Consider the following 19972-nt stretch of genomic DNA (forward strand, 5'->3'; position numbering starts at 1 on the left):
AATCCTTGAAGTCAAGCCCGGGGAAATGCAGAAGCCCCCGCCGGCGCTCAGCGGGGGCTGACGGTTCAGAGCGCGGTGATCAGCCCGGCGGCCACGGCCAGCATCAGCACGTGCGCCGCCTGATCCACATGCGCCGCACCACCCCTCGCACGGAACGCCGCCTGACCGGTGTTGTCCATCCACCACGCCACGATCCACCGGCGGTCTATCAGGGCGTGCGTCGCGGTCACCCACACGGTCCCGACGATCGCACCGGTGAGTGTCAGGTTCGGCGCGACCGTGACCGTAGCGATCCCGAGGGCCACGGCGGTGAGCGCGGCGTGAGTACCAGCATGCGCGAACGCCGCCGCCCATCCGGCCCAACCGGGGTCGGCCTTGTGTCCGGCCTGATGATCCGTCTGGCCGGGGTAGTCGGCGGCCAGATGAGCGACGTACAGCAGGATGAACAGGGCGGCGAACACGGCGGCCTCCAGGGGGCGCGGGGATAGTGAGGTCAGGCGATACGCGAACCGGAGAAAAGGTTCGGGGCGGCCGTGTATCAACGGCCGCCCCCGGGGGCGTTGTCAGCGGTGCTTCTCGCCGACCACGATGTCGGGGAGGTCTCCGTAGTGGACATCGACCCGGTGGCCGTAGCGGTCACCCTGGACCATTTCGCCCTGAGCCGTGGTGTGGCTGCTGCTTTCGTCGCCGCTGGTGGCCTTGGTGACGTTGGTGATGTGCTGTCCGCCGTAGACGACGCCGGTGTTCACGATGCTTCCCATGACTGCTGCCTCTTTCTTGGCTGGTTGTGCACTAGGGCATGGAAAAGGGGGCCGCGTTTCACGTGCGGCCCCCTTGGGTGGGGCAGTTGACGGGCGCTGGTTACTTCTGGCTGTTCCTCTCCCGGAGCCGCTCGACCTCATCCGGGATTTCGGCCTCGGCTTGGGCGTAGAGCGCTTCCCTCTCGTCCGGATCGGTGCTTTCAACGGCGGCGCGCAGTGAATCGAAGAACCCCACGGGTTGCCTCTCGGTTTGTGGTCGGTCAGTTGTCGCGGGGGCTGCTCTGGTCGCCGTGGTTGGTGACCAGGTTGGACAGCGCGGGGGCCATCCCGCCGGCGGGGGTATCGGTGCCGCAGCCGGAGCAGGTGACGTGCTGACCAGTGTGGTCCTGTTCGACGCGGGCGGTGCCCCCGTTGTGCTGGAACTGGGCGCTCACGATTTCGCGGGCCATGGGTCCTCCTGGATGGTGTCGTTGTGGTCGTGACCCGAATCATCGTGGATCACTTCGTTCCGCCTGGATCACTATGGACCACGTGGAGCATGGTGCGCAACGGGGAGATGCGAAAGGGCCGCCCGGGATAACTCCCGAACGGCCCACCGACCTATGTACGCCGAACTACTTCGCGGGCGACTTCCAGGCCCGGATCGTCCCCCGCGCCAGACCTGTCAGCTCACTGATGCGACGCTCCGACACCTCTGCGACCACGGCATTCACCACCAGGGGCCTCAGCTTCTTATCGATCCCGGCAAGCTTGGTGACCAGCTCGATCCGCTCTCGCCCAAGGGGGGTGAGAGCTTCTTCCGCGTCGGCCCTCAGGCTGGCCGGTGTGATCTGTTCCATATGGGTCAGGATAGACCGGGTGGCGCGAAGCAGCCCCCGCCCGGTCAGATGTTGCGGGCGTTGGCCAACTCGGCGGCCTGCCACATCAGCCGCACCGGCAGCCGGCTGTCCCGGTTGTCATCGTTCCAGGACGGCACCGTCGCCGCGCCGGGGAACCGTCGGCGGATCGCTTCCAGGAGCACGTCCATCGCGGCGGTCTCCTGGGCTGTCGACTCGGCTTCGGCCTGGATGGCGCCACGGTCGCAGGTGGCCCCGTCTCCGTCGGTGTCCATGCCGGAGCACCAGCCGTGCTGTTCCAGGCGCCGCGCTGCCCGTTGGAGCAGCGCGGCAACCGGTGTCGGGTACGGGGCGAGCGGTAGCAGGGGCGCGGCAACGGGACCACGGACAACGTCGGCCAGGTCAACGGGCTCGGTAGCGAGGTGGGCGGTGTTCACCTCCATGGCAAGAGCGGCCATGCTCAGCCGGGCCGTCATTTCAACCCCGACGAGCGCCATGCGCGCCTCCAGGTCGAGCCCGGGACCAGCCTCGACGGCGGTCGTGCTGGTGGTGGTGCTGGCGGTGGTGTCCGTGAGGCTGGTCATGGCGAACTCCTCTCAGGTCTGGTGGCGGGTTGTCAGGGGGCGGTGTCGCGCCGGAAGAACATCAGGCGTCCCGGCGGGTGCGGGAGCGGCGGTACCCGAACGGGCCGGGCAGGTCAACGGAGTCGGTGGTGCGCCCGGTCGAGGACCAGGTGCGGTGGATAGGGCCGAGCTTTAGCGTCCACGAGTGGGACTTCTTGCCGAGGTTGAGGTCAAGCAGGCCGGGGATCACACGGATCTTCCGGCGGTAGGTCAGGCCCATGGCGGGGGTCCTCTCGTCGCGATCTGCCGGTCTGGCGGATCTCCGTCCGTCCGGGACGCTGGGCCCCGGACGGACGGGCTACCGTCAGCGGCGGCGCAGGTTCTCCTCGGCGGCGTGCACCCGGTCCTGGGCGGCGAGGTTCGCCTGACCGGCAACCGAGTTGATGTCGACGGTGCCGAGTTCGCCGGTGTTGACGGGGTCGGCGGCGAGAGCCTGCTTGGCGGCCTTCAGCTCCTGCTTCGCGGCCTGCTGCTCCGGGCTGCTGCTACGTCCGAACATGGGTTCCTCCTGGTGCAGTTGGTGGGTGGACAGGGGGCTGTCAGTGGCCGTAGTGGGTGGGGAGGGGGAGGCCGAGGGTCGCGTAGTACACCTCGGCGTGCTCGGTGCCGTCGGTCGCACCGGTCACGTACCGGTCGGTCACCTCGGCGACCACCCCGTCGGCGGTTTCCTGGTCACCGGCTTCGCGGGCGGCGATGTACCGGTCGGTCGACTCGTACTGGGACATGACGGGGTCCTTTCGGTGGTGGTCAGCTGGCTTTGGCGGCTTTGCCGCGGCCGTTGCAGGGGGCGCAGACGGTGGTGGTCTGCGTGCCGGAGTCGAGGGTGTAGAGGGCGCCGGTGCCGCCGCAGTCCCCGCACAGGCCCTTCTTGCGGGCGGCGGCCGGGGTGATGCGGGAGTTCTGGGCGAGCCACTGCAAGTCGGTCTTCGGGGCGGCGGCGGTGTTGGTCTTGGTGAGCGAGGCGGTCTTCGCCGGGGCGGGGAGGTTGGTCGGGTCGACTCCTTCGGGGAGTTGCATGACGAGTCCGCCGCCCATGGGCCGGCCGCCGTGCTTCTCCTGCTCGTGGGTGCGGAGTGCCTTGGTGGCGGTCTTGTCGTCGTGGTGGCGGGGCTTCTGGCTCTTGCCGCAGGGGCACCTCCAGCCCAGGAGGCCCGACCGCTTGTCGACCCCGGCGCGGGCTGCGGCGTGGATCCTGAGCTTGGAGACCTTGACCTCGCGCGGCTTGGCAGGGCAGGTCTTGGAGCCGGCGAACGAACCGTCCTTGTCCCGCTTGGTGATCACGCCGAGGCCGCCGCAGGTCTGGCAGCCCTCATGGGTGATGCGGAGGATCGCCGCATCTTTCCGGGAGCGCACGGACTCGTGATGAGCCTTGGCATGGCGGGCGATCCGGCGGCCGAGCCACGAGGCGAACCGTTCGGCGGGGCTGGTGTGGCGGCTCGGCCGCTTGGCAACCGCAGCCCGGGTTGCGGGGCGCTTGGCGGGCTTCTTGGCGGTCCGCTTGCTGGGAGTGGCGGTCGTCGCGGCCATGATCGGCGGGTCCTTTCAGGATCGTCACAAATACGGAGGAATAGGTTGGCGGGAGCCCGGCGTGGACCCGGCGGGAGGGCGGCGGACACCCGGCGACCTGCACCGATGCCTCGCCGTCCCGCCGGGCTGCCGCCGGGGTTACGCCGGGCTCTTACCGGGGTTCTGCCGGGCCTTCGCCGGGTCCAACAGGCCCTTCGCGGCCTTCTCGACGTCGTCACGGGTCCAACCGCGGAGGTATCCCTCCGGGCAGTTCTGCCGGTCCGCCTTCACATCGGCGTGGGACCGGAGCTTCTTGCCGAGGACGGTGCTGTCGATCCCCTCGATCCCGGCCGCCTCGACAGCGGGGACGAGGATCTCGGTCGACGGCAGGAAGTCCCGGCCACGGGAGTCGAACTCCTGAAACAGCACCGACAGCAAGAACGCGTCGGCCTCGTCGGAGACGGCAAGCTGGTCGGTCAGCGAGCCCCGCTGGGCAGTGGACTCCAGTGCGTATCCGGCGGCGAGGATGGTGTCGGCGTCGGTCCGGTTGACGCCGGCAGCGACGCGCTCCGGCACGGCGTTGAGGATCTGGTCGCGGCTGTAGCCGTTGAAACGGTGCCGGATCGGGCGGGTGAACTGGCCGCCCATGATGTAGGACTGGCCGGCGTCGTTGACCACCGGGCCGACGGCGGGCTTCATGCGGTCAGGGCGCCAACCGAGGGCACCCATGCCCGCACCGAACACGATCCGCACGTCCTCGAAGCGACACGCCATGCCGATCCGGTAGGGGATCACCCCGGCCACGGCGTCACCGAGGGCGTCCCCGGTGGCTTCCTGACCCATCATAATCAGGTAGACGCCGTACTGGCGCCCCGTGCGCAACACGTCGATGGCCGTCTTCTTCCCCTTCGGCGTGAGCAGCAGGTACTCGTCGATGAAGATGTAGACGTGCGGGTGCTCGGCGGTCGCCTTCCACCGGTCGCCCATGCCCGGCACGCGGGGCATGACTTCCTTGCGGGCGTTGACGTAGGCGAGGGCGCGGTCCAGGGCTTCCTCGCACTCCTCCTGGGTGCGGGCCCGCAGTTCCATGAGATCACCGAACTCTGCGAGTCCGCCCTTGATCGGGTCGAGGTCCCAGCAGACTGCGTCCACACAGGCGGTGAGGGCCTCGGCGATGGTGCGGGAGGCGCCGAGGGTCTTGCCGGCGCCCATCGCGCCGACGACCAGGGCGCAGAACCCGTCGAGGGTGATCTCGAACGGGCTGCCGTCCATGGCCCGGCCCATGACGATCGCGTCGTGCACGGACAGGGATCGGGGGGCATGGATCTGCGGTCGGGGCATGTCGGCGAACGGGTCGGCGCGGACGAGGCGGACGGTGATGCGGGACTTGTCACTGGCCAGCGGTTCCATCATGAACCCGCCATCCGGGATGGCCAGGTGAGATTCGATCTGGTCGGCGGCGGACTGAACCTTGCCCGGTGTCGAGCCCTTGAGGACGACATCGATCTCGTAGCCCCAATCGCGGACCGACCCGAGGATGATGCTGCGGGTGCTGACACCCTCGGCGGCCAGGGCCCGGCCGACACAGTCGGCGACCTGCTCCGGCGACTTGCACCAGGCGAGCGGGTAGGGCTCGACACCATCGTCGATGTCCTCGGCGGCGACGATCTCCCCGGGGGCGATCCGGCGGTTGAGCCGGTACCGCCCGTAGGCGGTGATCGCGGCGACGGCGGCGGCGGCTTCGGCTCCGGGCAGGATGGCCCAGGAGTCGGCGGCGGCCAGGCCGGCTCCGGCGGTGAGGCCCCACCAGCCGAGGAGGTCGGCGAGTCCGAGGCCGCCGATGCTGCGGGCGAGGAACTTCCAGCGGGTTCGCCGGGTCTGGTGGATCTTGGTCCAGTCGGTGGCGGATGCCATGCCGCCGATGGTGTCGTGGTGGTCCCGGGCGCGGACGTACCGGTAGCCGAGGCGGCTGGTGTGCAGGAGGCCGTGGCCGAAGTAGCGGGTGCCGAGGGCGGTGGCGCGGCCGGTGTATCGGGCGGCGGTCATCGCCGCCGACCCGCCACGGTAGAGAACCGGGGGCCTCGGGACGTAGTACTCGACGATGCCCGGAGCGGTGTCCTCGCCGTCGTCGGCCTGGTCGTCGACAACCATCTCGATGGTGTCGGCGGAGGTGCGGTCGACCACCTCGCCGACGATCGTCAGGTGCGGCTTGTGGAGGCTCACGGTCGGCGCGTCGGAGCGCATGAAGTCGGGGACATCCAGGTCGTCGCCGGACTCCCGGATCGTGTAGTTAGTAGACATCGGTCAGCCCTCCTGGGGGTCGCTGTTGTGGACCTGCTTGGCGGTGATGGACGCCTGCCGGCGGGCCGCGTTCACGTACTGCGGGGTGTCTCCTGCACGTCGCGTCGGGGGCTTGCGAGCGGGCCCTCGCTGAGCACGGGGCATTTGGTTTGCACGCTGCGACGACACGCTCTTTTCTGTGCCCTTTTCGGCACCCTGCGTGACGTACTTCTGCATGCGGCTGACAGCCGCGTTGCGAGCGCCCACGACGTTCGCGTCCTCACCCGGCGCGGCACCGTTCACGTCGAAGCACGCCTGCCGCCACGTGGCCTCCGAAACCGTCGTCTCACCAAGCGCGGTGGACAGTCGGACGGCCCGCTCCCACTCCTTCGGATAGAACTCCTCGCGCTGCTTCGCGAGCTTCTGCGCAGCCTCCGCCGCAGCCTTCTCCTCGGCAGCCTTCGCGACGTCCGCACGCTGCTTGGCGGCCTTCTCTTCGGCGGCAATCCGGGCGGCTTCCTTCTTCGCGGCACGCCGCTGTGCGCGGGTCAGCTTCCCGTCGCGGAGGCGGATGCGACCGTGCTCGTGGAGGTCCCACACACCGGGCCCGGCCAGTGATGCGAACGCGGTGCCGGCAGCGGTGGCCATGTCGAAGTGCGTCAGGCCGTGGGACAGGTTGATACCGGCGGCGAGGAACGCCAGGGTCCAGGCGATGAGCCGGTAGTGCCAATGCGGCCGGTGGTCATCAACCGCAGCGGCAGCACCACGGAGCACGACCCAGGCGCCGCCTTCGAGGACGACGGGTGCGGCCAGAAGCCAGGGGGCGTTCGGGTTGTAGAACGCCGACATCTGTACGGGGAGGGCGACGATCGCGCACACGATTGCGAAGCTGATTGCCGCTTTACGCCATGACTTAGCGGACGAGGCGACCTTGGTCTGAGCATCGGCGTTCTGGCGCCGTTCGGCTTCGGCAGCCTCGCGGGCTTCGCGGGCCGTGCGCTCCTCCTCTTCCCTCTTGCGGTTGGCGGCGGCGATGCGGGTGTCGTTGTCGGCCTTCTCGCGGTCGAACCGCAGCTGGTTTCGCTTGAGGTTGAGGGCTTCCTTCTCGTTGGCGATCCGCAGGGCTTCCTTCTCTTCGGCCGCCTTGGCTGCGGTCGCTTCGGCTTCGGCGGCGGCTGCGACGCGTCGGGCTTCGGCTTTGGCGGCGGCGTCGAGTCGGATCGCCTCGGCCTGCGCTTCGGCGAGCGGGTCGCTGGTCGGCTGGACGGGTTCGGCGTGGGCGTGCTGCTCGACCGACACCGGCAGGGCGGCCAGGGTCTGGGTCGGGGCGACGGTCGGCGTCGGCAGGTTGATGGGGAAGTCGACGAGCCGGATCTGGGTCGCCGCGGCCCGCTTGGGCGTGTCGACGGTGTGGCCGTTGACGGGCTGCCCGTTGGGGCCGTACAGGCGAGCCGGGGCGGTGGTCACGGTGGATCAGTCCTCTCAGGGTCAGGTGGGGGTCAGGCTGCGGTTTGGGCGCGGGTGCGGTTGAACTCGGTGGCGAACGCCTCGGCGACGCCTACACCGAGGGACTGGCCGAACGGCTGGCGCCCGGCCTTCGCGGAGGCGGCGTACTCGGCGCGGGCGGCGATGTAGGCGGCGAGGGTAATGAGGGCGCGGGCGGCCCGGAGGGCGAACACCGCGACACCGAGCAGGGCCAGGCCGGTGGCGACGAGGATGCGCGGTATCCACCGGCACACCCCCCGCACAACCAGCCGGAACCGGGAGGGCTTCGCGGTGATCAGGTAGGTGTTCACGCCGACACCCGGCCCGCGAACGTCTCGGTGATCAGGTGCTCGATGCGGTACGCCTCGTCCTCGTCGGCGTTGATCGCGTCCGGGTTCGCACCCGGGCGGCTGGCCTGGGCGACGTGGACCAGCTCGTGACAGAGCGTCGGCCACAGGTGTCGGCGCCCCGCGGTGTGGACGATGACGAGGGAGTCCTCGCCGCCGGTGCAGCCAATGGTCTGGCCGTAGCATCCGCGGCTGTCCCACCAGGTGCGCAGCCACTCCCGCGCGCCGCCGGGGGTCCAGTAGGTCGGGGAGAGGATCAAGGAGGCCAGGGCGCGGGAGCCGAGCAGCACGGTGCACTCGGGCACCGGCTCGCCCAGCGCGTCGGCGACGGCGGCACGGGCCCGACGGACCATCGGCGCATCGGACACGTCGGCGGCACGCAGGATCGGCAGGGCCAGCGGGAAGTACACGATGGGAGTCCCTTCGGGGAGTTGCGGGTCTGAGGGGTTGCCACCCGTCCTGGGCGCGGGGCCCGGGGCGGATGGGTGACCGTCAGCGGCGGCGGGTGCGGGTGCGGGTGCGGGCGGTGTAGAGCCGGTTGATCGACCACTGGTAGCCGATGAAGCACCCCCAGCCGGCGGCGATCGTGACCGGCAGCCCGGTGTGGTGGGCGTGGATGCGGTAGGCGATACCGACCGCGAGAACGGCGGCGATCAGGGTGATGAGCAGGGCCGGGGTTGTGTTCTTGGCTCGGGTGCTGGGCATCGGTGTCCTTCGGGCGGTGGTCTGTCAGTGGAAGTGGCCGGTAGCCGTGCCGATGATGGCGATGAGTGCGACGGTGAACATCAGGTAGACGGCGGCGAATGTCAGGTAGCGCATGGGTGGGCCCCTTCGGGATTGCTGTGGTGGATGAGGTTGGTGCTGGCGGATCTCCAGGCCGCCCGTGCGAGACGGGCGGCGAGGGCTACCGTCAGCGGCCGATGACGGGCCGGTGCAGGTCGCGGTGGGTCAACTCGATGGCGCCCCCGTAGTTCGCCCGCAGCAGGCCCGCCACGAAATCAGCGACCGCTGCACTGCGGTGCCGGCCGCCAACACAGCCGACCGCGACACGGATCGGGGCGTCGCCGGGGCCGGCGAGGTAAGCGCGGACCATGGCGACGGTGGCGTCCACGAGGTCCCAGATCCCGGGGGTGGCGCCCACGACCGCGCGCACGGGCATGTCGGCGGCGGTCATCTCCCGCAACGCTGGGTCGACATGGGGGTCGCGGAAATGCTGGCGGAGGTCGAGGGTCAGGTGAGCCTCCGGGGCCGCACCGTGGCCGTATCCGAAGCTGGTGATCGTGACCTGAGACATGAGAGGCACCTTTCAATGTGGTGAACGGTCAGCCGGCGGTGGGGTAGTTGCGGCGCTCCTCCGGCAGGTCGGCGCCGGACTTGAGACCGTCGATCAGCGGGCCGCGCAGCGGGTCACCGTCCGGGAGGGCGCGGGCAGAGGTGAGCAGTTCGTGGCTGCGGGCGAAGTCATCGGCGTCGGTCTCGCGACGGGGGCTCATGGGGTTCTCCTCAAGGTCGGGGGTTGATCCGGCGGGTCTGGCGGATCTCCGCCCCATCCGGGCCCCAGGGGTCCGGACAGGACGGGCTACCGTCAGCTGTGGGTGCGGTTGGCTCGGCGGATGTCGTCGTCGGTGGCGCCCAGGGCGTGAGCCCGACGGACAGCGGCAACACCGGCTTCGACCGCGGCGGCGTACTCGTCGTTGTCGGTACCGAGCACGATCTCCACGGCCGCAACGTGAGTCGCGGCAGAGACAACGGCGGCGGCAGCACCCTTGGGGGACATGGGCATCTCCTCGGTATTCGGGTCGGTCACGGCCGGCCCTCCGGCTGGACCGTGTACTGGGCGGCGTTCCCGTAGGCGTCCTGCGCTGCCTGCTGGTGGAAGGCCACTGACTGGCCGGAGAGCTGAAGTTCCACGATCCGGGCGGCCAGGTTGTCGCCCCGCTGCTGCTCCTCCGCCGCCAACATCGGCGCCGGGCCCGATCCGAAGAGGTTCACGACCGGCCACCGTTCCGGAGCCGTTCGGCTTCGGTGCGGGCTTCTTCGGCGAGCTTCCGGGCTTCCTCGGCCTGCGCGATGCGAGCGGCGGTCCAGGAATCGGCGTCGGGGTTGGTCTGCTGGCCGATCGATCCGAGGGCCACGGTCACCACCCCCGGACGGTGGCGACGGTGCGGCGCACGTGCGCCGGGGTCACCGACAGGGGCCTCGGCTCGACCGGGTGCTGCCGACGCTCCTCCACCAGTTCGGACGCCGCTTCCTCCGCCGCGTCGCCGATGATCTCGGCCTTCTCCGCCGCGGTCACCGCACACCACCCGACAAGCGGGCCAACATCTCGCTGGGGGCCACGGACCCCTTCGGCCGCCCGTACTCCGGGCTGCGAACCTTGCCCTGCTCCAGCAGCTTCGTGCGAGACGACCGCGCCATCACGACACCCCCAAGGCGGTGACGAGACGGGCCAGGGCAGCCACACCACGCGGCGACAAGTGCTGCGCCGCAGCGTGAGCAGCGCGATCCGCGTCCGACATGCGAGGGGCCGTGCCACGGACGCGGCGCAGGGCCTCGTCCTCCTGCGACAAGCGATTGGTGGGCGCCGACGGCGCACCGGTACGATCGGACATCTGGTCCTCCTGGTGAAGCAGGTGGGATTTGACCGGGGCGGTGTGCAACCACCAACCCGGGGACTACGGGACCCGTCGCGGTGTGCAACCACTGCGGCGGGTTTCTTGCTGTTCAGGCGGCTTCGGGCTCGATCTGTGAGCAGCGCAGGTACTCCGTCACGGCCGACTCGGGGATACGGAGTCCGCGAGGACGAACCTTTCCCTTGCCGAAGCGGTGACTGCGGAGGTCTCCGCTCCGGGCGAGCCGGTAGACGGAAGTCAGCGAGAGGCGCAGCGCCGCCGCGACTTCCGAAGCGTCGAGCAGCTTCTCGTCCTGTGGTCCCGCGACCACGACGGCAGCTGTGTCGCTCATTGATCTCCCTCCAGACATGGCTAGTAGAGGCCCGTTTTCTTCCCGGGCTGACAACGACAGCTTAGACAACTGGAGCTGTACTGCACAAGCAGTTGTCCTAGACCAGTTGCGCGCCCAAGATAAAAGCCCCCGGTTGGCGGCCGGGGGCTGGGCTAGCGAGATCCGCTACGAAGGGAACGTGTAGATCAGCCGGTAGCTGTCGGAGTCCATGACCATCTCATTGACCTCTACCGGGCGATCGTCCGAGTCGTATGCCGTGCGGACGATGCGGAGAATTGGGGTCGTCTGGGTGATCCCCAGGTCTGCGACCTCGTCAGAGAGAGGCAAACGAACCTCGATCTCCTCGCGGTAGCGAGCCGGACCGTGGCCGATCTCGTCGAGTCGGGCGTACACCCCCCCCGGGCCCGTGTCGGGCTGTGCGATGCGCGCTTCTTCGGCCAGGTCTGCCGGATACCAGCCGGTGGACTTCATGACGGTGCGCTTGTCGACCCGATGCAGCCGGCTGCGCCGCCACACCTTCTGGCCGCGCACTCCGAGCACGCCAGCCACGGGCGCAGGCGGATCGATTTTCTCGACCTGCGTAGTCTCCTGGTGTCCAAGCGGGCCGGTGTCGTGATCCCAGATGGATCGACCGGCTCCCCATTGGCTTCTTGAGGCTCGTGCGACCGCATCACGGCTGAGGCGCCGGAAGCTGCGCAGGTGGACACCCGATCCACGGCGTGTCTCGATCAGGTCTTCACTGCGCAAGACCTGGAGGGCGTCTCGGACGGTATTTCGAGCAACCCCGTACTGCTCAGACATCTCACGTTCACTCGGGAGCTTGCGGGTGCCTTCGTAGGCGCCGGACTGGATCTTGGCGCGCAACTCGTCCGCGATCTGCTGATAGCGCGGCTTGTCGCCTCGCGCCTTCCCTGCCACGACGTCCTCCTTCGTGTGTGCTGGTGAGTAGACGGTACCTGTCTACCCGTGATTCTCATGCTGACCTGCGCAGGTGACCACTGTGGCAACTCAGCCCATTGACAATTGGTCCAGTACCAATAAGCATGTTGTCCAGCGCTTGCTGGAGTGGCGTCCTCTGGACGGCCCGGTGAGCACCTTTCGCGCGAACGATCGAACGAAGGAGAAGTGGATGCCGCCCCAGGGGCGAACCGCCGTCTATACCCTCTACAGCGCCGAGGGAGAGATCATCTACGTTGGCATCTCCAACAGCCCGCACGCCCGCTGGAAGGCACACGCGGACACCAAAGACTGGTGGAGCACGGTGGCCACTCGGGAGATCGAGTGGTTCCCAAGTCGACTGGAAGCGGAGGCGCGCGAACGGCTACTGATCTCTGAATGTAGGCCGATGTGGAACCTCGACCCTGGTATGCCAGAGAATCGCGTTCCCACCCACAGGCATGACCGCATCCGAGCCGGGTGGACCCCTGACCAGACGCTCCTCGACTTGGTGGCGCGCTACGAGTCTGAGCAGGCGACCGCTGGCGCCACGCGGGATGAGCTGGAGAGCGAGATCGTCGCCGTGATGATGAAGGGCGTCTCGGCCAGCCGGATGGCCAAGTTCCTTCCTTGGGGAGTTCCGACGATTCAGGCCATCGGGAAGAAGGGCGGAGTCCCGCTCCTGCGTCGGCCGACCGTCAGGTCCATCCGGGAGGATTCGTCCGACCCGACCAAGTCGTAGGTGGTGCTCCGAGGACGACCGGCCGCCGCTGGAGCAGGTGTACGCGGGGATGGTGACCGCGATCACGGCGTTCGAGTCCGGCGGCCAGACGGCCATCGGCGCCTGAGCGCCAGCACCCCGCGACGATCGGCTTCTCCCGTCTGGCGGGACGCCTCTGTCGATTGTGGTGTCGTCTCGCGGGATGTGGGTTGCGCGTCTCGGTGCCGGCTTGTGGGGCGGTGCGAGGGTGGGTGGCGGGGTTGCTGCGGATGCCCGTGGCGATTGTTTTCGGCCATCCGTTGGCGTCGGGATTGGTTGTCTTCCCGTGCCGTTCGGTCTCGCTGTTCGATCTGTCGGTTGGGAGTTGTTGCAGGTGGGAGCCCTTAGGTGGGCAAGCATTCGTAACCTTATAGGCCAATTGTCCACCCCGTGGTGAGGTAGAAAAGTGCCTCACGGTGGGGTAGAGATCAAGCCGCTTGGGTCATCCGGATCTTGCGGGTCTGATTCGGTAGGCCCAGTAGCGTCGTTAAACGCGAACGGCCGGAGCGGGAACTCCGGCCGTCGCAAGCACCAAGCGGGTCATCACCCCGCTCAGTCAGTGATCCATCACCGTTCAGAGAGAAGGGTTCACCGTGTCCACTTTAGCTTCTTCCGTACAGGGCGGCGTGTACAAGTCCGCCCCGGCGCCCGCATCGCTTGTGCCCGGGGCCACCCCGCCGCTGTCCCATCCGACCCCGTGTCCGTCGTGGTGCCGGCACCGTTTTCGCCCGCTCGGCCACCACTTCGGCCCGTCGTCGACGGCGCACTTCTCCTTGCAGCAGGTGTTGGCGAACCCTGATCCGTTGCCGGGTGATCTGCCGGTGTTGCTGCGTGCGGAGGTGACGCGTCTGGATGAGGGCGGCGAGCTGGGTGAGCCGGTGATGTTCGTGCAGGGTGAGACGGACATCGAGTTGGATGCGGCGGGCGCGGACATGCTGATCGCGGACATGGAGGCGTTTGTGGCGAAGTTGCGGGTGTTGCGCGGGCAGATGGACGTCTGACCGTCTCGCGAGAGTGGTGCGGCCCGGCGGGTTGTCCTGCCGGGCCGCAGCCGGTCTGCGGCTTCCGTGGGGGGTGCCCGCGCCGTCTACGGCTTGTAGAGGGCGGTGATGAGGCTGCCGGCGGGGAGGATCCAGATGCCGTCGCTGTCGGGGTCTTTGATGTGTACGAACCCGTTGTCGAGGGCGATTTGGGCGTTGAGGTGGCGTCTTCCGCTTCCGCCGGGGCCGGCTTGGAAGATTGTTTCGGTGGTTTCGACCTCGGCCGTGATCCAGTTCAGGTCCATGCGGGATGCCTGCCTTTCGATGCCGTCGGTGAAACTTCGGACGTCTGTGCGGTGACCCTGCTCACGCCCCGTGACCTGCGGTTTTCCCACCTCTTTCCGTCCAACTGACCCCCGATCTTGACGGGTTGGTGGGACAATTGAACCACCACAAACCTGGAGGAATCATGACTGGCCGTGCCTTGCCTCATGACCCGTACATCACCGCTGTGTGTAACGCGCTCACCGCCGCCGGCCTGGAGCCTGGCGATGACACCTGGCTGTCCGACAGCGAGACGCGTGGCACGTACTGCTACCTCGGCGCGGTCATCACCCTCGACCCGTCCAGCAATGACGAGGACATCCCGGTTGGCGCCGCATGGCCGCACGGGCTGATCCTGACCTGGGCGTGGCACACCGGCGTTGAGGACGGCGAGCCGGAGCGGGGTCCCGTCTGGGAGTTCGCCGAACTGAACGCCGATGGCTCCAACGCCTACCCGACCGATCTGCCGGTCCACGGCTACGCCTCGCCGGCCGCGGTCGTTGAGGCGGTCCGTAGGGTCATCGACCGCAGCATCGGCGCCGGCCACTTCTACAACGGTGGTCAGCCGAAGTGGGACGGCGGGATCATCGGCGGCTCTTGGGAGCGCGCCGACGAGCTGGCCGCCTGGTGCGAGGCGTGGAGCGCGAAGGAGGCCGTGTGATGGTCGAACAGGTCGGCCCGACAGTCTCGTCCCGCTGGTTCTGGTCGCCGTCGTGGGATTCGGCGTGGTGGCGTCCGCTGATTCTGGCGGGTATCCGTGGCGGGGACGAGAACTGCAACCGGACGGTCGGACTACGGCTGCCGGGCGGGGCGCTGTTTCTGTGCCTGAACGTTTCGCTGCGGCAGGAGCCGTGCGACGAGTGCCGGGCGCTGTCGTGACGCCCCCGTTCCGTGTGCTGGTGACGGGTTCCCGTTCGTGGGCGGACATGCCGACGGTCCGGGAGGCCCTTCGCCAGGTGCGGTTGGAGGTCGCGGGCGGTCCGATCGTGGTGGTGCACGGGGCGTGTCCGCGTGGTGCGGATGCTCTCGCTGACCTGCTGGCCACGAGGGCGCCCGCGGAGTTCCGGATGTCGGTGGAGCGGCATCCGGCGGACTGGGACGCGCTGGGGAAACGGGCCGGATTCGTGCGGAACCAGCACATGGTGGATCTGGGGGCGGACGTGTGTCTGGCGTTCATCCGCAGCGGGTCGCGGGGGGCGTCACACACGGCTCGAGTGGCGGAGCGGGCGGGGATTCTGGTTCGGCGCTGGACAGCTTGAAGGCCGCCCCGACATGTCGGGGCGGCCTTCGTGGCGGCCCTACTCGCAGGTCTCGCGGCGGGTGCCGATGTGGACGGACTTGGCCGGGACGCCGGGTCGGGCACTTTCGATGCTGATCGCCTTGTGGCAGTCCGGGCAGAACTGGATGCTGCGCTCGCTCATGTTGTTCCTCCTTCGGATCGTGGGGCCGGCTGGCCTCACGCGTTAGGAGTAGCGGACAGATGGGTGGTGTGGGGGGACTCCAAGAATCGTCGTGGTGTCGCGTTTGACGAACGTGCTGCGGCCCCACCGGGGGTGTTGGTGGGGCCGCTCACCCTGGGGAGGGTGTGGTCACGCTACGCCTCGCCGGCTGAATCAGCGCCGGTCCGGACACTGGGAATCACGGCGTCTCCTTGTCGAGGTGGCAGGGGCACTGGCACGGTGTTCGGCAGAACTTGCAGGATGCCGGGGTTTTAGCCCCGCATACACCGGTTTCGCCTTGGCAGTACTGGTGGCCGGTGCGCCCGTCGGGGAGGCGCATGTCGCCGTGGAGGCAGCCGGTGGACAGGTACTGGTGTTGCCCGTCGTGTCCGGTGGCGGCGGCTGTGGCGAGGAGCGTTTCGATGTTGGCCTGGGCCCGGCGGGTGCTGAGACCGGCTTGGGTGAGGTAGGCGACGAGCCGGGCCCGCTGATCGTCGATCGTCACTGGTAGGTCTCCTCCTCTACGGCGGCGAAGAATGCACGCACGGTCAGCTCGGGGTTGTCGGCGGCGGCCTGCTCCAGTTCGTCGCACATGTTGTTGACGCCTTGGTGGTACCGGCATTGGTCGCCGGTCTCGGTGCACGCCTGGCAGTCGAACGGGCTGGCGGCGTAGGGGGTGATCTCGGGTGGCTGGTTGGGGTTGGTTGCGGCACGGTGGTCTGCGGGGAGTGCCCAGTCGGGTAGGTCGCGGACGTGGTGGGCGAGTTGGGCGGCGAGGTCGGGCTGGTAGCGAAGGAGTTGGTCCCATAGCTCGGCGGCGGTCACGGCGTGTCCTTGATGAGCGCACCGGTCTCGATGCGCCGGTAGACGCGGGTCGAGTTGACGGCCATCTTCTGTTCGACGGCGTCGGCGAGGTCTATGCCGGTCATCTCGGCGAGGCTGACGAGGTACAGGTACACGTCGGCCAGCTCCTCGCCGAGGCCGGGCAGTCCCTTGCGCCAGGCGTCGAACGCCTCGGCGACCTCGCCGTAGAGCAACCCGAACTCCAGGGGAACGTCGGTGGTGTTGAAGCTCTTGGCCTGCTTGTTGGCCCAGGTGGCGGACTGCGTGGCACGGATCGACAGGTCAGGCATCGGTGGCCTCCATCCGTTTGGCGATCTTCTGGATCTTGGCTTCGAGCACGCCGGCCGGGTCGTCAGCGAACCGGTAGAGGGCGACGAGCGCGGTCACGACCACGTCGCACAGTTCGTCGGCCACGTCTTCCTGGGTGTGGGTGATGCCCTTGCGCGGGTTCTGGCCGATCATGCCGATGTACGCCTGGGTGACCTCGCCGACTTCCTCGGCGAGCTTGAGGAGCCGCATGGCGGTCTCGTGGTCGGAGTGGCCGTTGGCGTTGTCGATCCACGCCGTGATCCGACGCAGCGTGGCCCACGCATCCGGAGCGAGGACGGGGGTGTCGGTGTTGGTCATGCGGTGTCTACTTCGGCGTTGCTCAGGTCGCGGATGGCGTCGTCGATGGCCTGGTTGTAGGTGGTGGTCTCGATGCTGTCGGGGTTGTCTGCGGCGCGCTGGGAGCGGATGAGGGCGACGAGGTAGCTGCGGGTCGTGTCGTACAGGAGGTCGCGGTCCTCGTCGGTGAGGACTTCGAAGCTGCGGACGTAGTCGAGTTCGCGCTTCGCGGCGGTCAGACTGGCGGGCTCGGTCATCACGGTCTCCTCGGGTTGTTGGTGGCGGGTGGTGGCGCCTCGGGCGGGATTCGATCCCGCAGCTCATGCGTGGGCCGAGGCTGGTCCGGCGAAGCGGGTAGTCCAGGACGACGGGCGGACGATCAGGGGGTCTTTGGACGCCAGAAGTCAGCCATTTCGGCGCCGGTGAGTTGCTCCTCATGGCCGGTGACGTCCTGCCGCAGGGTGTAGACGGTGGGGGCGCCTGACCATCTGCCGCCCTTGGCGCGGTCCCAGTCCACTGCGGTAACGGTCCACGAAGATCCGTCGGTGTGCACGAGCCGGTCGCCATGAAACAGGGCGCCTTGTTGGCGTGGATGAACTGTGCACACGTCCTTGGCCCATGTCATTCGCCCGTCAACAACGGCGGCGACGATGGTTGGCTCGCTGTAGTTCTTCATCGCTTCGAAGTCGTCGTCGTTCACTGGGAGAGCGATGGATGTCTGTTCGGGGTCTGCCGCCATGGTCACTTCACCCGCGTCCAGTCGTACCCGCCCTCGGGGTGTCGCCTGTTGAGGAGATCGGTGGTGGCCTCGGCCGCCTTGAATTCGGTGAATGTCCCAAACCACCTGCCCTGCACGTCGTGGATCTCGAAGGTGCCAGGCAGATTCATGGTGTAGCGGTGCGGGGTTCGGATGGTGTTGCTCACTGTTGGCCTCCGACGTGCGGGTAGATGGTGGTTGGCGGGCTGGTGAAGCGATTACTGGACTTCGCCGCGCATAACGGCCATGAGGAAGTCGTCGAGGAAGATCGGCGGCACGTCAGGGCGGGTGGAGTCGTGGAGTTCGAGGCTTCCGCCGTTGGCGGCGGTCTCGCGGATGGCGTCGCCGTTCGGGCTGGACATGTCGATGCGGGTGATGTTGGCCATCTGAGGTTCCTCAGGCAGCAAGCGCGACAGCGCTGGTCAGGGTCTGGTGGTTGGTGATGCGGTCGATGCGGAAGTGGGTGTCGTCGCCATCCCGCAGGTCGTGGGCGCGGAGGATGATGTCGCCCGCCGCGGTGACCCGCAGGTCGAGGGGCCGTATCGCCCGCCGGGACGCCTCGCCGGACGCCTTGCGGTAGCTGATGACGACCGTCGTCCCGGTGTCGATCGCCTGGTACAGGTCGACGATCAGGCTGTGCCGGTAGCCGCGCACAGCGGTGACCAGGCAGGGGTCGGCGGTGAGGGCGGTGCGGATCGTGCGGCGGATGGCGGCGAGCGTGCGGTTCATCGGGTCACCACGGCAGGAATGGTCACGGTGGGCCAACTGACCAGGGCGTCGTAGTCGAAGTGGTTCCGGTTGCCGCTGGCACGGTGGTGGCCGTCGTTCTTGCCGCAGGCGAACGTGATGCCGTCCTTCGTGGTGGTGGCCTTGCACTTCTTCACGGCGGTCTCCCTGCGGCGGTTGAGCGGTCGTTGGTGGGCTGAGTGCCTCGGGGGGCGGTCAGCCCTTGGTGACCTGCGCCCGGTGTACAACGGCGACGGTCGATCCGGACGCGTTGAGGATCATGAAGAACCGGTCGTCGCGGCCCGCCCACCAGGCGTTCCGAGCGCCGCGGATCGCGGCGTCCAGCGTCTCGCTCCGGGAGGTGATCTCACGGTTGTCCATCGTGGTGTAGCGGAGCGTGCTGGCCATCGTGGTCTCCCTGCGGTTGATGCCCTTGGCGATGACTCCATTGTGGCCAACTCGCTTGGCGTTGTCAACACTGTTGGCATTGGCGTCAGCCAACGCCTATGCCATCATGAACGGCATGGACACCCATGCCCTCGAAGCCGCAGCTCAGCGTTACAAGAAAGCCGACGATGCCCTCAGGAACGCCCGCGAGAAACTCCAGGTGGAGGCGGTCGCCGCCCTGCGCTCCGGGGTCAAACAAGTCGAGGTCGGACGCATCACCGAGTGGAGCCGCGAATACCTGCGGCGCCTGCGCGACGAGGCCGACAAGCGCGATGCCGAAGCAGAAGCTCAGGCGGAACTCGAAGCCCTTCGCCAACGCGTCGCCGAGCTGGAAGCCGATCCCGACGCCTGATCTCCGCCCCCGTTCGCCCCGCCCACCGCCTTGGTGTGCGGGGCGTCTGCATGCCGGGCCCGGCATCACGCCGCGTCCCGCCGGGTCTTGAGCCCGGCCCGGTAAACGGCCTCCCCGGACCGGCACGCCTCGCACGGCGGCTCACCGCGGCGTTGGTGGGTGGTGTAGCCGGCGTGGTCACCGTGCCGCTGCCAGCGAAACACCTGGAGTTCCCACGCCCGGTTCACCGCATGCCGCAGGTTCCGGGCACCGAGGGCGGCGATGATGATCCGCTCGTGGTAGTCGACCGTGCCCTCGGCAAGGAACAGTGCGGCGGCGATCTCCCGGCGGGACAGGCCCTCGGCAGCCAGACGCAGGATCTGCTGTTGCCGGTCAGTCAGGGCCGGCGGGAAGGGGGTCACAGGAGTCCTCTCGTCGGCACGTCCACGACGGGGCGTGCAGGCGGTTCGGGGTCGGGTTCGTCGTCGACCGGCAGCGGCACGGCAGCGCCCTCCCAGCGGGCGCACCAGCAATCACCCGGCCGGCACACCGACGGGTCGTCGATGCACGGGGCGCGACGGTCAGCGGTCACGGCTGGCCACCCGCGGCGACGCGGAGTAGGACCGCGGCGTGGCAGTGGTCCGGCTCGCCCGGCTCCGGCTCAGCGCACCAGCACATGAGGTCCCGGCCCGCGAGATCCCGGACTTCGGCCAGCAACTTGGGCTGCGCTTGGATCCACTCGGCGTAGTAGCGCGTGGCTTGCTGGCGGGCGGTCACCTCGTAAGCGCAGCGCACCCAGTAGGTGCCAGGGATCGGATTGCTGTAGGGATCGCGAGTCCACGAGACGGCCCAACCCTTCGGGTTCTTCGTCGTCACCACGGCCCACGGGTTCCCGAAGCGAGTGCCGCGCCCGACGTAGATCGGCTTGCGGCCCTGCTCGTCGAGCGGGGCGGTCCACCCTGCGGTGCGGCGACGCTTGATCCGGCGGGGTGTGGTGGCGGGTTCGGGGTTGGTCATCGGG

44 protein-coding genes are annotated in these 19972 nt (G+C 68.5%); 6 read left to right on the forward strand and 38 right to left on the reverse strand.

Features of this window, described 5'->3' with window-relative positions:
- Positions 1-65: 65 nt before the first annotated feature.
- The 23 genes from POF43_RS23975 to POF43_RS24085 form a co-directional block, all read right to left on the reverse strand.
- Positions 66-461 (reverse strand): DUF3307 domain-containing protein, encoded by a 396-nt coding sequence (locus POF43_RS23975; RefSeq protein ID WP_271322095.1) that lies wholly within the window; start codon positions 459-461, stop codon positions 66-68.
- Positions 462-563: 102 nt separating this feature from the next.
- Entirely contained in the window at positions 564-761 is a 198-nt protein-coding gene (locus POF43_RS23980) for a hypothetical protein (RefSeq protein WP_271322094.1), read from the reverse strand.
- 100 nt (positions 762-861) lie between these two features.
- Complete coding sequence (locus tag POF43_RS23985) at positions 862-996, reverse strand: hypothetical protein (RefSeq protein ID WP_271322093.1); 135 nt, start codon at positions 994-996, stop codon at positions 862-864.
- Between the two features lie 25 nt (positions 997-1021).
- Positions 1022-1210 carry a hypothetical protein gene (locus tag POF43_RS23990; protein WP_271322092.1) on the reverse strand — a complete coding sequence of 63 codons (189 nt, stop codon included), beginning with the start codon at positions 1208-1210 and terminating at the stop codon, positions 1022-1024.
- 165 nt (positions 1211-1375) lie between these two features.
- A complete protein-coding gene (locus POF43_RS23995) occupies positions 1376-1600 on the reverse strand; it encodes a hypothetical protein (RefSeq protein ID WP_271322091.1) in 225 nt (74 codons plus the stop codon).
- A 44-nt stretch (positions 1601-1644) separates the two neighbouring features.
- Positions 1645-2181 carry a DUF6197 family protein gene (locus tag POF43_RS24000; protein WP_271322090.1) on the reverse strand — a complete coding sequence of 179 codons (537 nt, stop codon included), beginning with the start codon at positions 2179-2181 and terminating at the stop codon, positions 1645-1647.
- A 61-nt stretch (positions 2182-2242) separates the two neighbouring features.
- On the reverse strand, positions 2243-2440 hold the full coding sequence (locus POF43_RS24005) for a DUF4236 domain-containing protein (protein ID WP_271322089.1): 198 nt from the start codon (positions 2438-2440) through the stop codon (positions 2243-2245).
- Positions 2441-2524: 84 nt separating this feature from the next.
- On the reverse strand, positions 2525-2719 hold the full coding sequence (locus POF43_RS24010; protein ID WP_271322088.1) for a hypothetical protein: 195 nt from the start codon (positions 2717-2719) through the stop codon (positions 2525-2527).
- 40 nt (positions 2720-2759) lie between these two features.
- Positions 2760-2945 (reverse strand): hypothetical protein, encoded by a 186-nt coding sequence (locus POF43_RS24015; protein ID WP_271322087.1) that lies wholly within the window; start codon positions 2943-2945, stop codon positions 2760-2762.
- 22 nt (positions 2946-2967) lie between these two features.
- Positions 2968-3747: a hypothetical protein gene (locus POF43_RS24020; RefSeq protein WP_271322086.1), complete on the reverse strand. Its 780-nt coding sequence runs from the start codon at positions 3745-3747 to the stop codon at positions 2968-2970.
- Between the two features lie 138 nt (positions 3748-3885).
- The gene (locus tag POF43_RS24025; RefSeq protein ID WP_271322085.1) at positions 3886-6027 is read right to left on the reverse strand and encodes a hypothetical protein; all 2142 of its coding nucleotides are present in this window, start codon (positions 6025-6027) and stop codon (positions 3886-3888) included.
- Between the two features lie 3 nt (positions 6028-6030).
- On the reverse strand, positions 6031-7473 hold the full coding sequence (locus POF43_RS24030) for a hypothetical protein (RefSeq protein ID WP_271322084.1): 1443 nt from the start codon (positions 7471-7473) through the stop codon (positions 6031-6033).
- Between the two features lie 32 nt (positions 7474-7505).
- Entirely contained in the window at positions 7506-7802 is a 297-nt protein-coding gene (locus POF43_RS24035; protein WP_271322083.1) for a hypothetical protein, read from the reverse strand.
- Entirely contained in the window at positions 7799-8248 is a 450-nt protein-coding gene (locus POF43_RS24040) for a hypothetical protein (protein ID WP_271322082.1), read from the reverse strand. The genes POF43_RS24035 and POF43_RS24040 overlap by 4 nt, the downstream gene beginning before the upstream one ends.
- A gap of 82 nt (positions 8249-8330) precedes the next feature.
- Complete coding sequence (locus tag POF43_RS24045; protein WP_271322081.1) at positions 8331-8543, reverse strand: hypothetical protein; 213 nt, start codon at positions 8541-8543, stop codon at positions 8331-8333.
- Positions 8544-8748: 205 nt separating this feature from the next.
- A complete protein-coding gene (locus tag POF43_RS24050) occupies positions 8749-9132 on the reverse strand; it encodes a RapZ C-terminal domain-containing protein (RefSeq protein WP_271322080.1) in 384 nt (127 codons plus the stop codon).
- Between the two features lie 28 nt (positions 9133-9160).
- Complete coding sequence (locus tag POF43_RS24055) at positions 9161-9331, reverse strand: hypothetical protein (RefSeq protein WP_271322079.1); 171 nt, start codon at positions 9329-9331, stop codon at positions 9161-9163.
- Positions 9332-9423: 92 nt separating this feature from the next.
- Positions 9424-9645 (reverse strand): hypothetical protein, encoded by a 222-nt coding sequence (locus POF43_RS24060; RefSeq protein ID WP_271322078.1) that lies wholly within the window; start codon positions 9643-9645, stop codon positions 9424-9426.
- The gene (locus POF43_RS24065) at positions 9642-9830 is read right to left on the reverse strand and encodes a hypothetical protein (RefSeq protein ID WP_271322077.1); all 189 of its coding nucleotides are present in this window, start codon (positions 9828-9830) and stop codon (positions 9642-9644) included. The genes POF43_RS24060 and POF43_RS24065 overlap by 4 nt, the downstream gene beginning before the upstream one ends.
- Positions 9827-9982, reverse strand: coding sequence for a hypothetical protein (locus POF43_RS24070; protein ID WP_271322076.1), 156 nt, complete (start codon positions 9980-9982; stop codon positions 9827-9829). The genes POF43_RS24065 and POF43_RS24070 overlap by 4 nt, the downstream gene beginning before the upstream one ends.
- Positions 9976-10134 carry a hypothetical protein gene (locus tag POF43_RS24075; RefSeq protein WP_271322075.1) on the reverse strand — a complete coding sequence of 53 codons (159 nt, stop codon included), beginning with the start codon at positions 10132-10134 and terminating at the stop codon, positions 9976-9978. The genes POF43_RS24070 and POF43_RS24075 overlap by 7 nt, the downstream gene beginning before the upstream one ends.
- A 428-nt stretch (positions 10135-10562) precedes the next feature.
- Positions 10563-10802: a helix-turn-helix domain-containing protein gene (locus POF43_RS24080; RefSeq protein WP_271322074.1), complete on the reverse strand. Its 240-nt coding sequence runs from the start codon at positions 10800-10802 to the stop codon at positions 10563-10565.
- 165 nt (positions 10803-10967) lie between these two features.
- Positions 10968-11720 (reverse strand): GntR family transcriptional regulator, encoded by a 753-nt coding sequence (locus POF43_RS24085; protein WP_271322073.1) that lies wholly within the window; start codon positions 11718-11720, stop codon positions 10968-10970.
- A gap of 73 nt (positions 11721-11793) precedes the next feature.
- On the opposite strand from POF43_RS24085, the gene POF43_RS24090 reads away from it, so the two are divergent.
- Together POF43_RS24090 and POF43_RS24095 are read left to right on the forward strand one after the other, a co-directional pair.
- The gene (locus tag POF43_RS24090; RefSeq protein WP_282704744.1) at positions 11794-12480 is read left to right on the forward strand and encodes a GIY-YIG nuclease family protein; all 687 of its coding nucleotides are present in this window, start codon (positions 11794-11796) and stop codon (positions 12478-12480) included.
- Positions 12481-13091: 611 nt separating this feature from the next.
- The gene (locus tag POF43_RS24095) at positions 13092-13499 is read left to right on the forward strand and encodes a DUF6907 domain-containing protein (protein ID WP_271322071.1); all 408 of its coding nucleotides are present in this window, start codon (positions 13092-13094) and stop codon (positions 13497-13499) included.
- Between the two features lie 86 nt (positions 13500-13585).
- On the opposite strand, the gene POF43_RS24100 is transcribed toward POF43_RS24095, so the two are convergent.
- The gene (locus POF43_RS24100) at positions 13586-13783 is read right to left on the reverse strand and encodes a hypothetical protein (RefSeq protein ID WP_271322070.1); all 198 of its coding nucleotides are present in this window, start codon (positions 13781-13783) and stop codon (positions 13586-13588) included.
- A gap of 206 nt (positions 13784-13989) precedes the next feature.
- Here POF43_RS24100 and POF43_RS24105 point away from each other — a divergent pair, with 206 nt between their 5' ends.
- From POF43_RS24105 to POF43_RS24115, 3 genes are read left to right on the forward strand one after another with little or no spacing between them, the layout of a single operon-like run.
- On the forward strand, positions 13990-14463 hold the full coding sequence (locus tag POF43_RS24105) for a hypothetical protein (RefSeq protein WP_271322069.1): 474 nt from the start codon (positions 13990-13992) through the stop codon (positions 14461-14463).
- On the forward strand, positions 14460-14681 hold the full coding sequence (locus tag POF43_RS24110) for a hypothetical protein (protein ID WP_271322068.1): 222 nt from the start codon (positions 14460-14462) through the stop codon (positions 14679-14681). Before POF43_RS24105 ends, POF43_RS24110 begins: the two co-directional genes overlap by 4 nt.
- Before the next feature lie 20 nt (positions 14682-14701).
- Positions 14702-15061: an SLOG family protein gene (locus POF43_RS24115; protein ID WP_282704745.1), complete on the forward strand. Its 360-nt coding sequence runs from the start codon at positions 14702-14704 to the stop codon at positions 15059-15061.
- A 39-nt stretch (positions 15062-15100) separates the two neighbouring features.
- On the opposite strand, the gene POF43_RS24120 is transcribed toward POF43_RS24115, so the two are convergent.
- From POF43_RS24120 to POF43_RS24175, 12 genes are all read right to left on the reverse strand, one after another.
- Entirely contained in the window at positions 15101-15223 is a 123-nt protein-coding gene (locus POF43_RS24120; RefSeq protein ID WP_271322066.1) for a hypothetical protein, read from the reverse strand.
- Positions 15224-15440: 217 nt separating this feature from the next.
- Entirely contained in the window at positions 15441-15746 is a 306-nt protein-coding gene (locus POF43_RS24125; protein WP_271322065.1) for a hypothetical protein, read from the reverse strand.
- Complete coding sequence (locus POF43_RS24130; protein WP_271322064.1) at positions 15743-16066, reverse strand: hypothetical protein; 324 nt, start codon at positions 16064-16066, stop codon at positions 15743-15745. The genes POF43_RS24125 and POF43_RS24130 overlap by 4 nt, the downstream gene beginning before the upstream one ends.
- Positions 16063-16374 (reverse strand): MazG nucleotide pyrophosphohydrolase domain-containing protein, encoded by a 312-nt coding sequence (locus POF43_RS24135; protein ID WP_271322063.1) that lies wholly within the window; start codon positions 16372-16374, stop codon positions 16063-16065. The genes POF43_RS24130 and POF43_RS24135 overlap by 4 nt, the downstream gene beginning before the upstream one ends.
- Positions 16367-16711 (reverse strand): MazG-like family protein, encoded by a 345-nt coding sequence (locus POF43_RS24140; RefSeq protein WP_271322062.1) that lies wholly within the window; start codon positions 16709-16711, stop codon positions 16367-16369. Before POF43_RS24140 ends, POF43_RS24135 begins: the two co-directional genes overlap by 8 nt.
- Positions 16708-16947, reverse strand: a complete 240-nt coding sequence (locus POF43_RS24145) for a hypothetical protein (protein ID WP_271322061.1) — start codon at positions 16945-16947, stop codon at positions 16708-16710. Before POF43_RS24145 ends, POF43_RS24140 begins: the two co-directional genes overlap by 4 nt.
- Positions 16948-17069: 122 nt before the next feature.
- The gene (locus tag POF43_RS24150; protein WP_271322060.1) at positions 17070-17390 is read right to left on the reverse strand and encodes a hypothetical protein; all 321 of its coding nucleotides are present in this window, start codon (positions 17388-17390) and stop codon (positions 17070-17072) included.
- Between the two features lie 41 nt (positions 17391-17431).
- On the reverse strand, positions 17432-17614 hold the full coding sequence (locus POF43_RS24155; protein WP_271322059.1) for a hypothetical protein: 183 nt from the start codon (positions 17612-17614) through the stop codon (positions 17432-17434).
- Positions 17615-17665: 51 nt separating this feature from the next.
- Positions 17666-17833: a hypothetical protein gene (locus tag POF43_RS24160; protein WP_271322058.1), complete on the reverse strand. Its 168-nt coding sequence runs from the start codon at positions 17831-17833 to the stop codon at positions 17666-17668.
- A gap of 10 nt (positions 17834-17843) precedes the next feature.
- Positions 17844-18176: a WYL domain-containing protein gene (locus POF43_RS24165; RefSeq protein ID WP_271322057.1), complete on the reverse strand. Its 333-nt coding sequence runs from the start codon at positions 18174-18176 to the stop codon at positions 17844-17846.
- On the reverse strand, positions 18173-18331 hold the full coding sequence (locus POF43_RS24170) for a hypothetical protein (protein WP_271322056.1): 159 nt from the start codon (positions 18329-18331) through the stop codon (positions 18173-18175). The genes POF43_RS24165 and POF43_RS24170 overlap by 4 nt, the downstream gene beginning before the upstream one ends.
- A 58-nt stretch (positions 18332-18389) precedes the next feature.
- Positions 18390-18581 (reverse strand): hypothetical protein, encoded by a 192-nt coding sequence (locus POF43_RS24175; protein WP_271322055.1) that lies wholly within the window; start codon positions 18579-18581, stop codon positions 18390-18392.
- Between POF43_RS24175 and POF43_RS24180 the strand changes: the two genes are divergently transcribed.
- Positions 18571-18972, forward strand: coding sequence for a hypothetical protein (locus POF43_RS24180; RefSeq protein ID WP_271322054.1), 402 nt, complete (start codon positions 18571-18573; stop codon positions 18970-18972). The genes POF43_RS24175 and POF43_RS24180 overlap by 11 nt on opposite strands.
- Before the next feature lie 65 nt (positions 18973-19037).
- On the opposite strand, the gene POF43_RS24185 is transcribed toward POF43_RS24180, so the two are convergent.
- Positions 19038-19373 (reverse strand): LuxR C-terminal-related transcriptional regulator, encoded by a 336-nt coding sequence (locus POF43_RS24185; protein ID WP_271322053.1) that lies wholly within the window; start codon positions 19371-19373, stop codon positions 19038-19040.
- Positions 19374-19539: 166 nt separating this feature from the next.
- Entirely contained in the window at positions 19540-19968 is a 429-nt protein-coding gene (locus tag POF43_RS24190; protein WP_271322052.1) for a DUF4326 domain-containing protein, read from the reverse strand.
- Between the last annotated feature and the right edge of the window lie 4 nt (positions 19969-19972).

The sequence above is a fragment of the Streptantibioticus silvisoli genome, assembly GCF_027947535.2.
Classification (GTDB): Bacteria; Actinomycetota; Actinomycetes; order Streptomycetales; family Streptomycetaceae; genus Streptantibioticus_C; species Streptantibioticus_C silvisoli.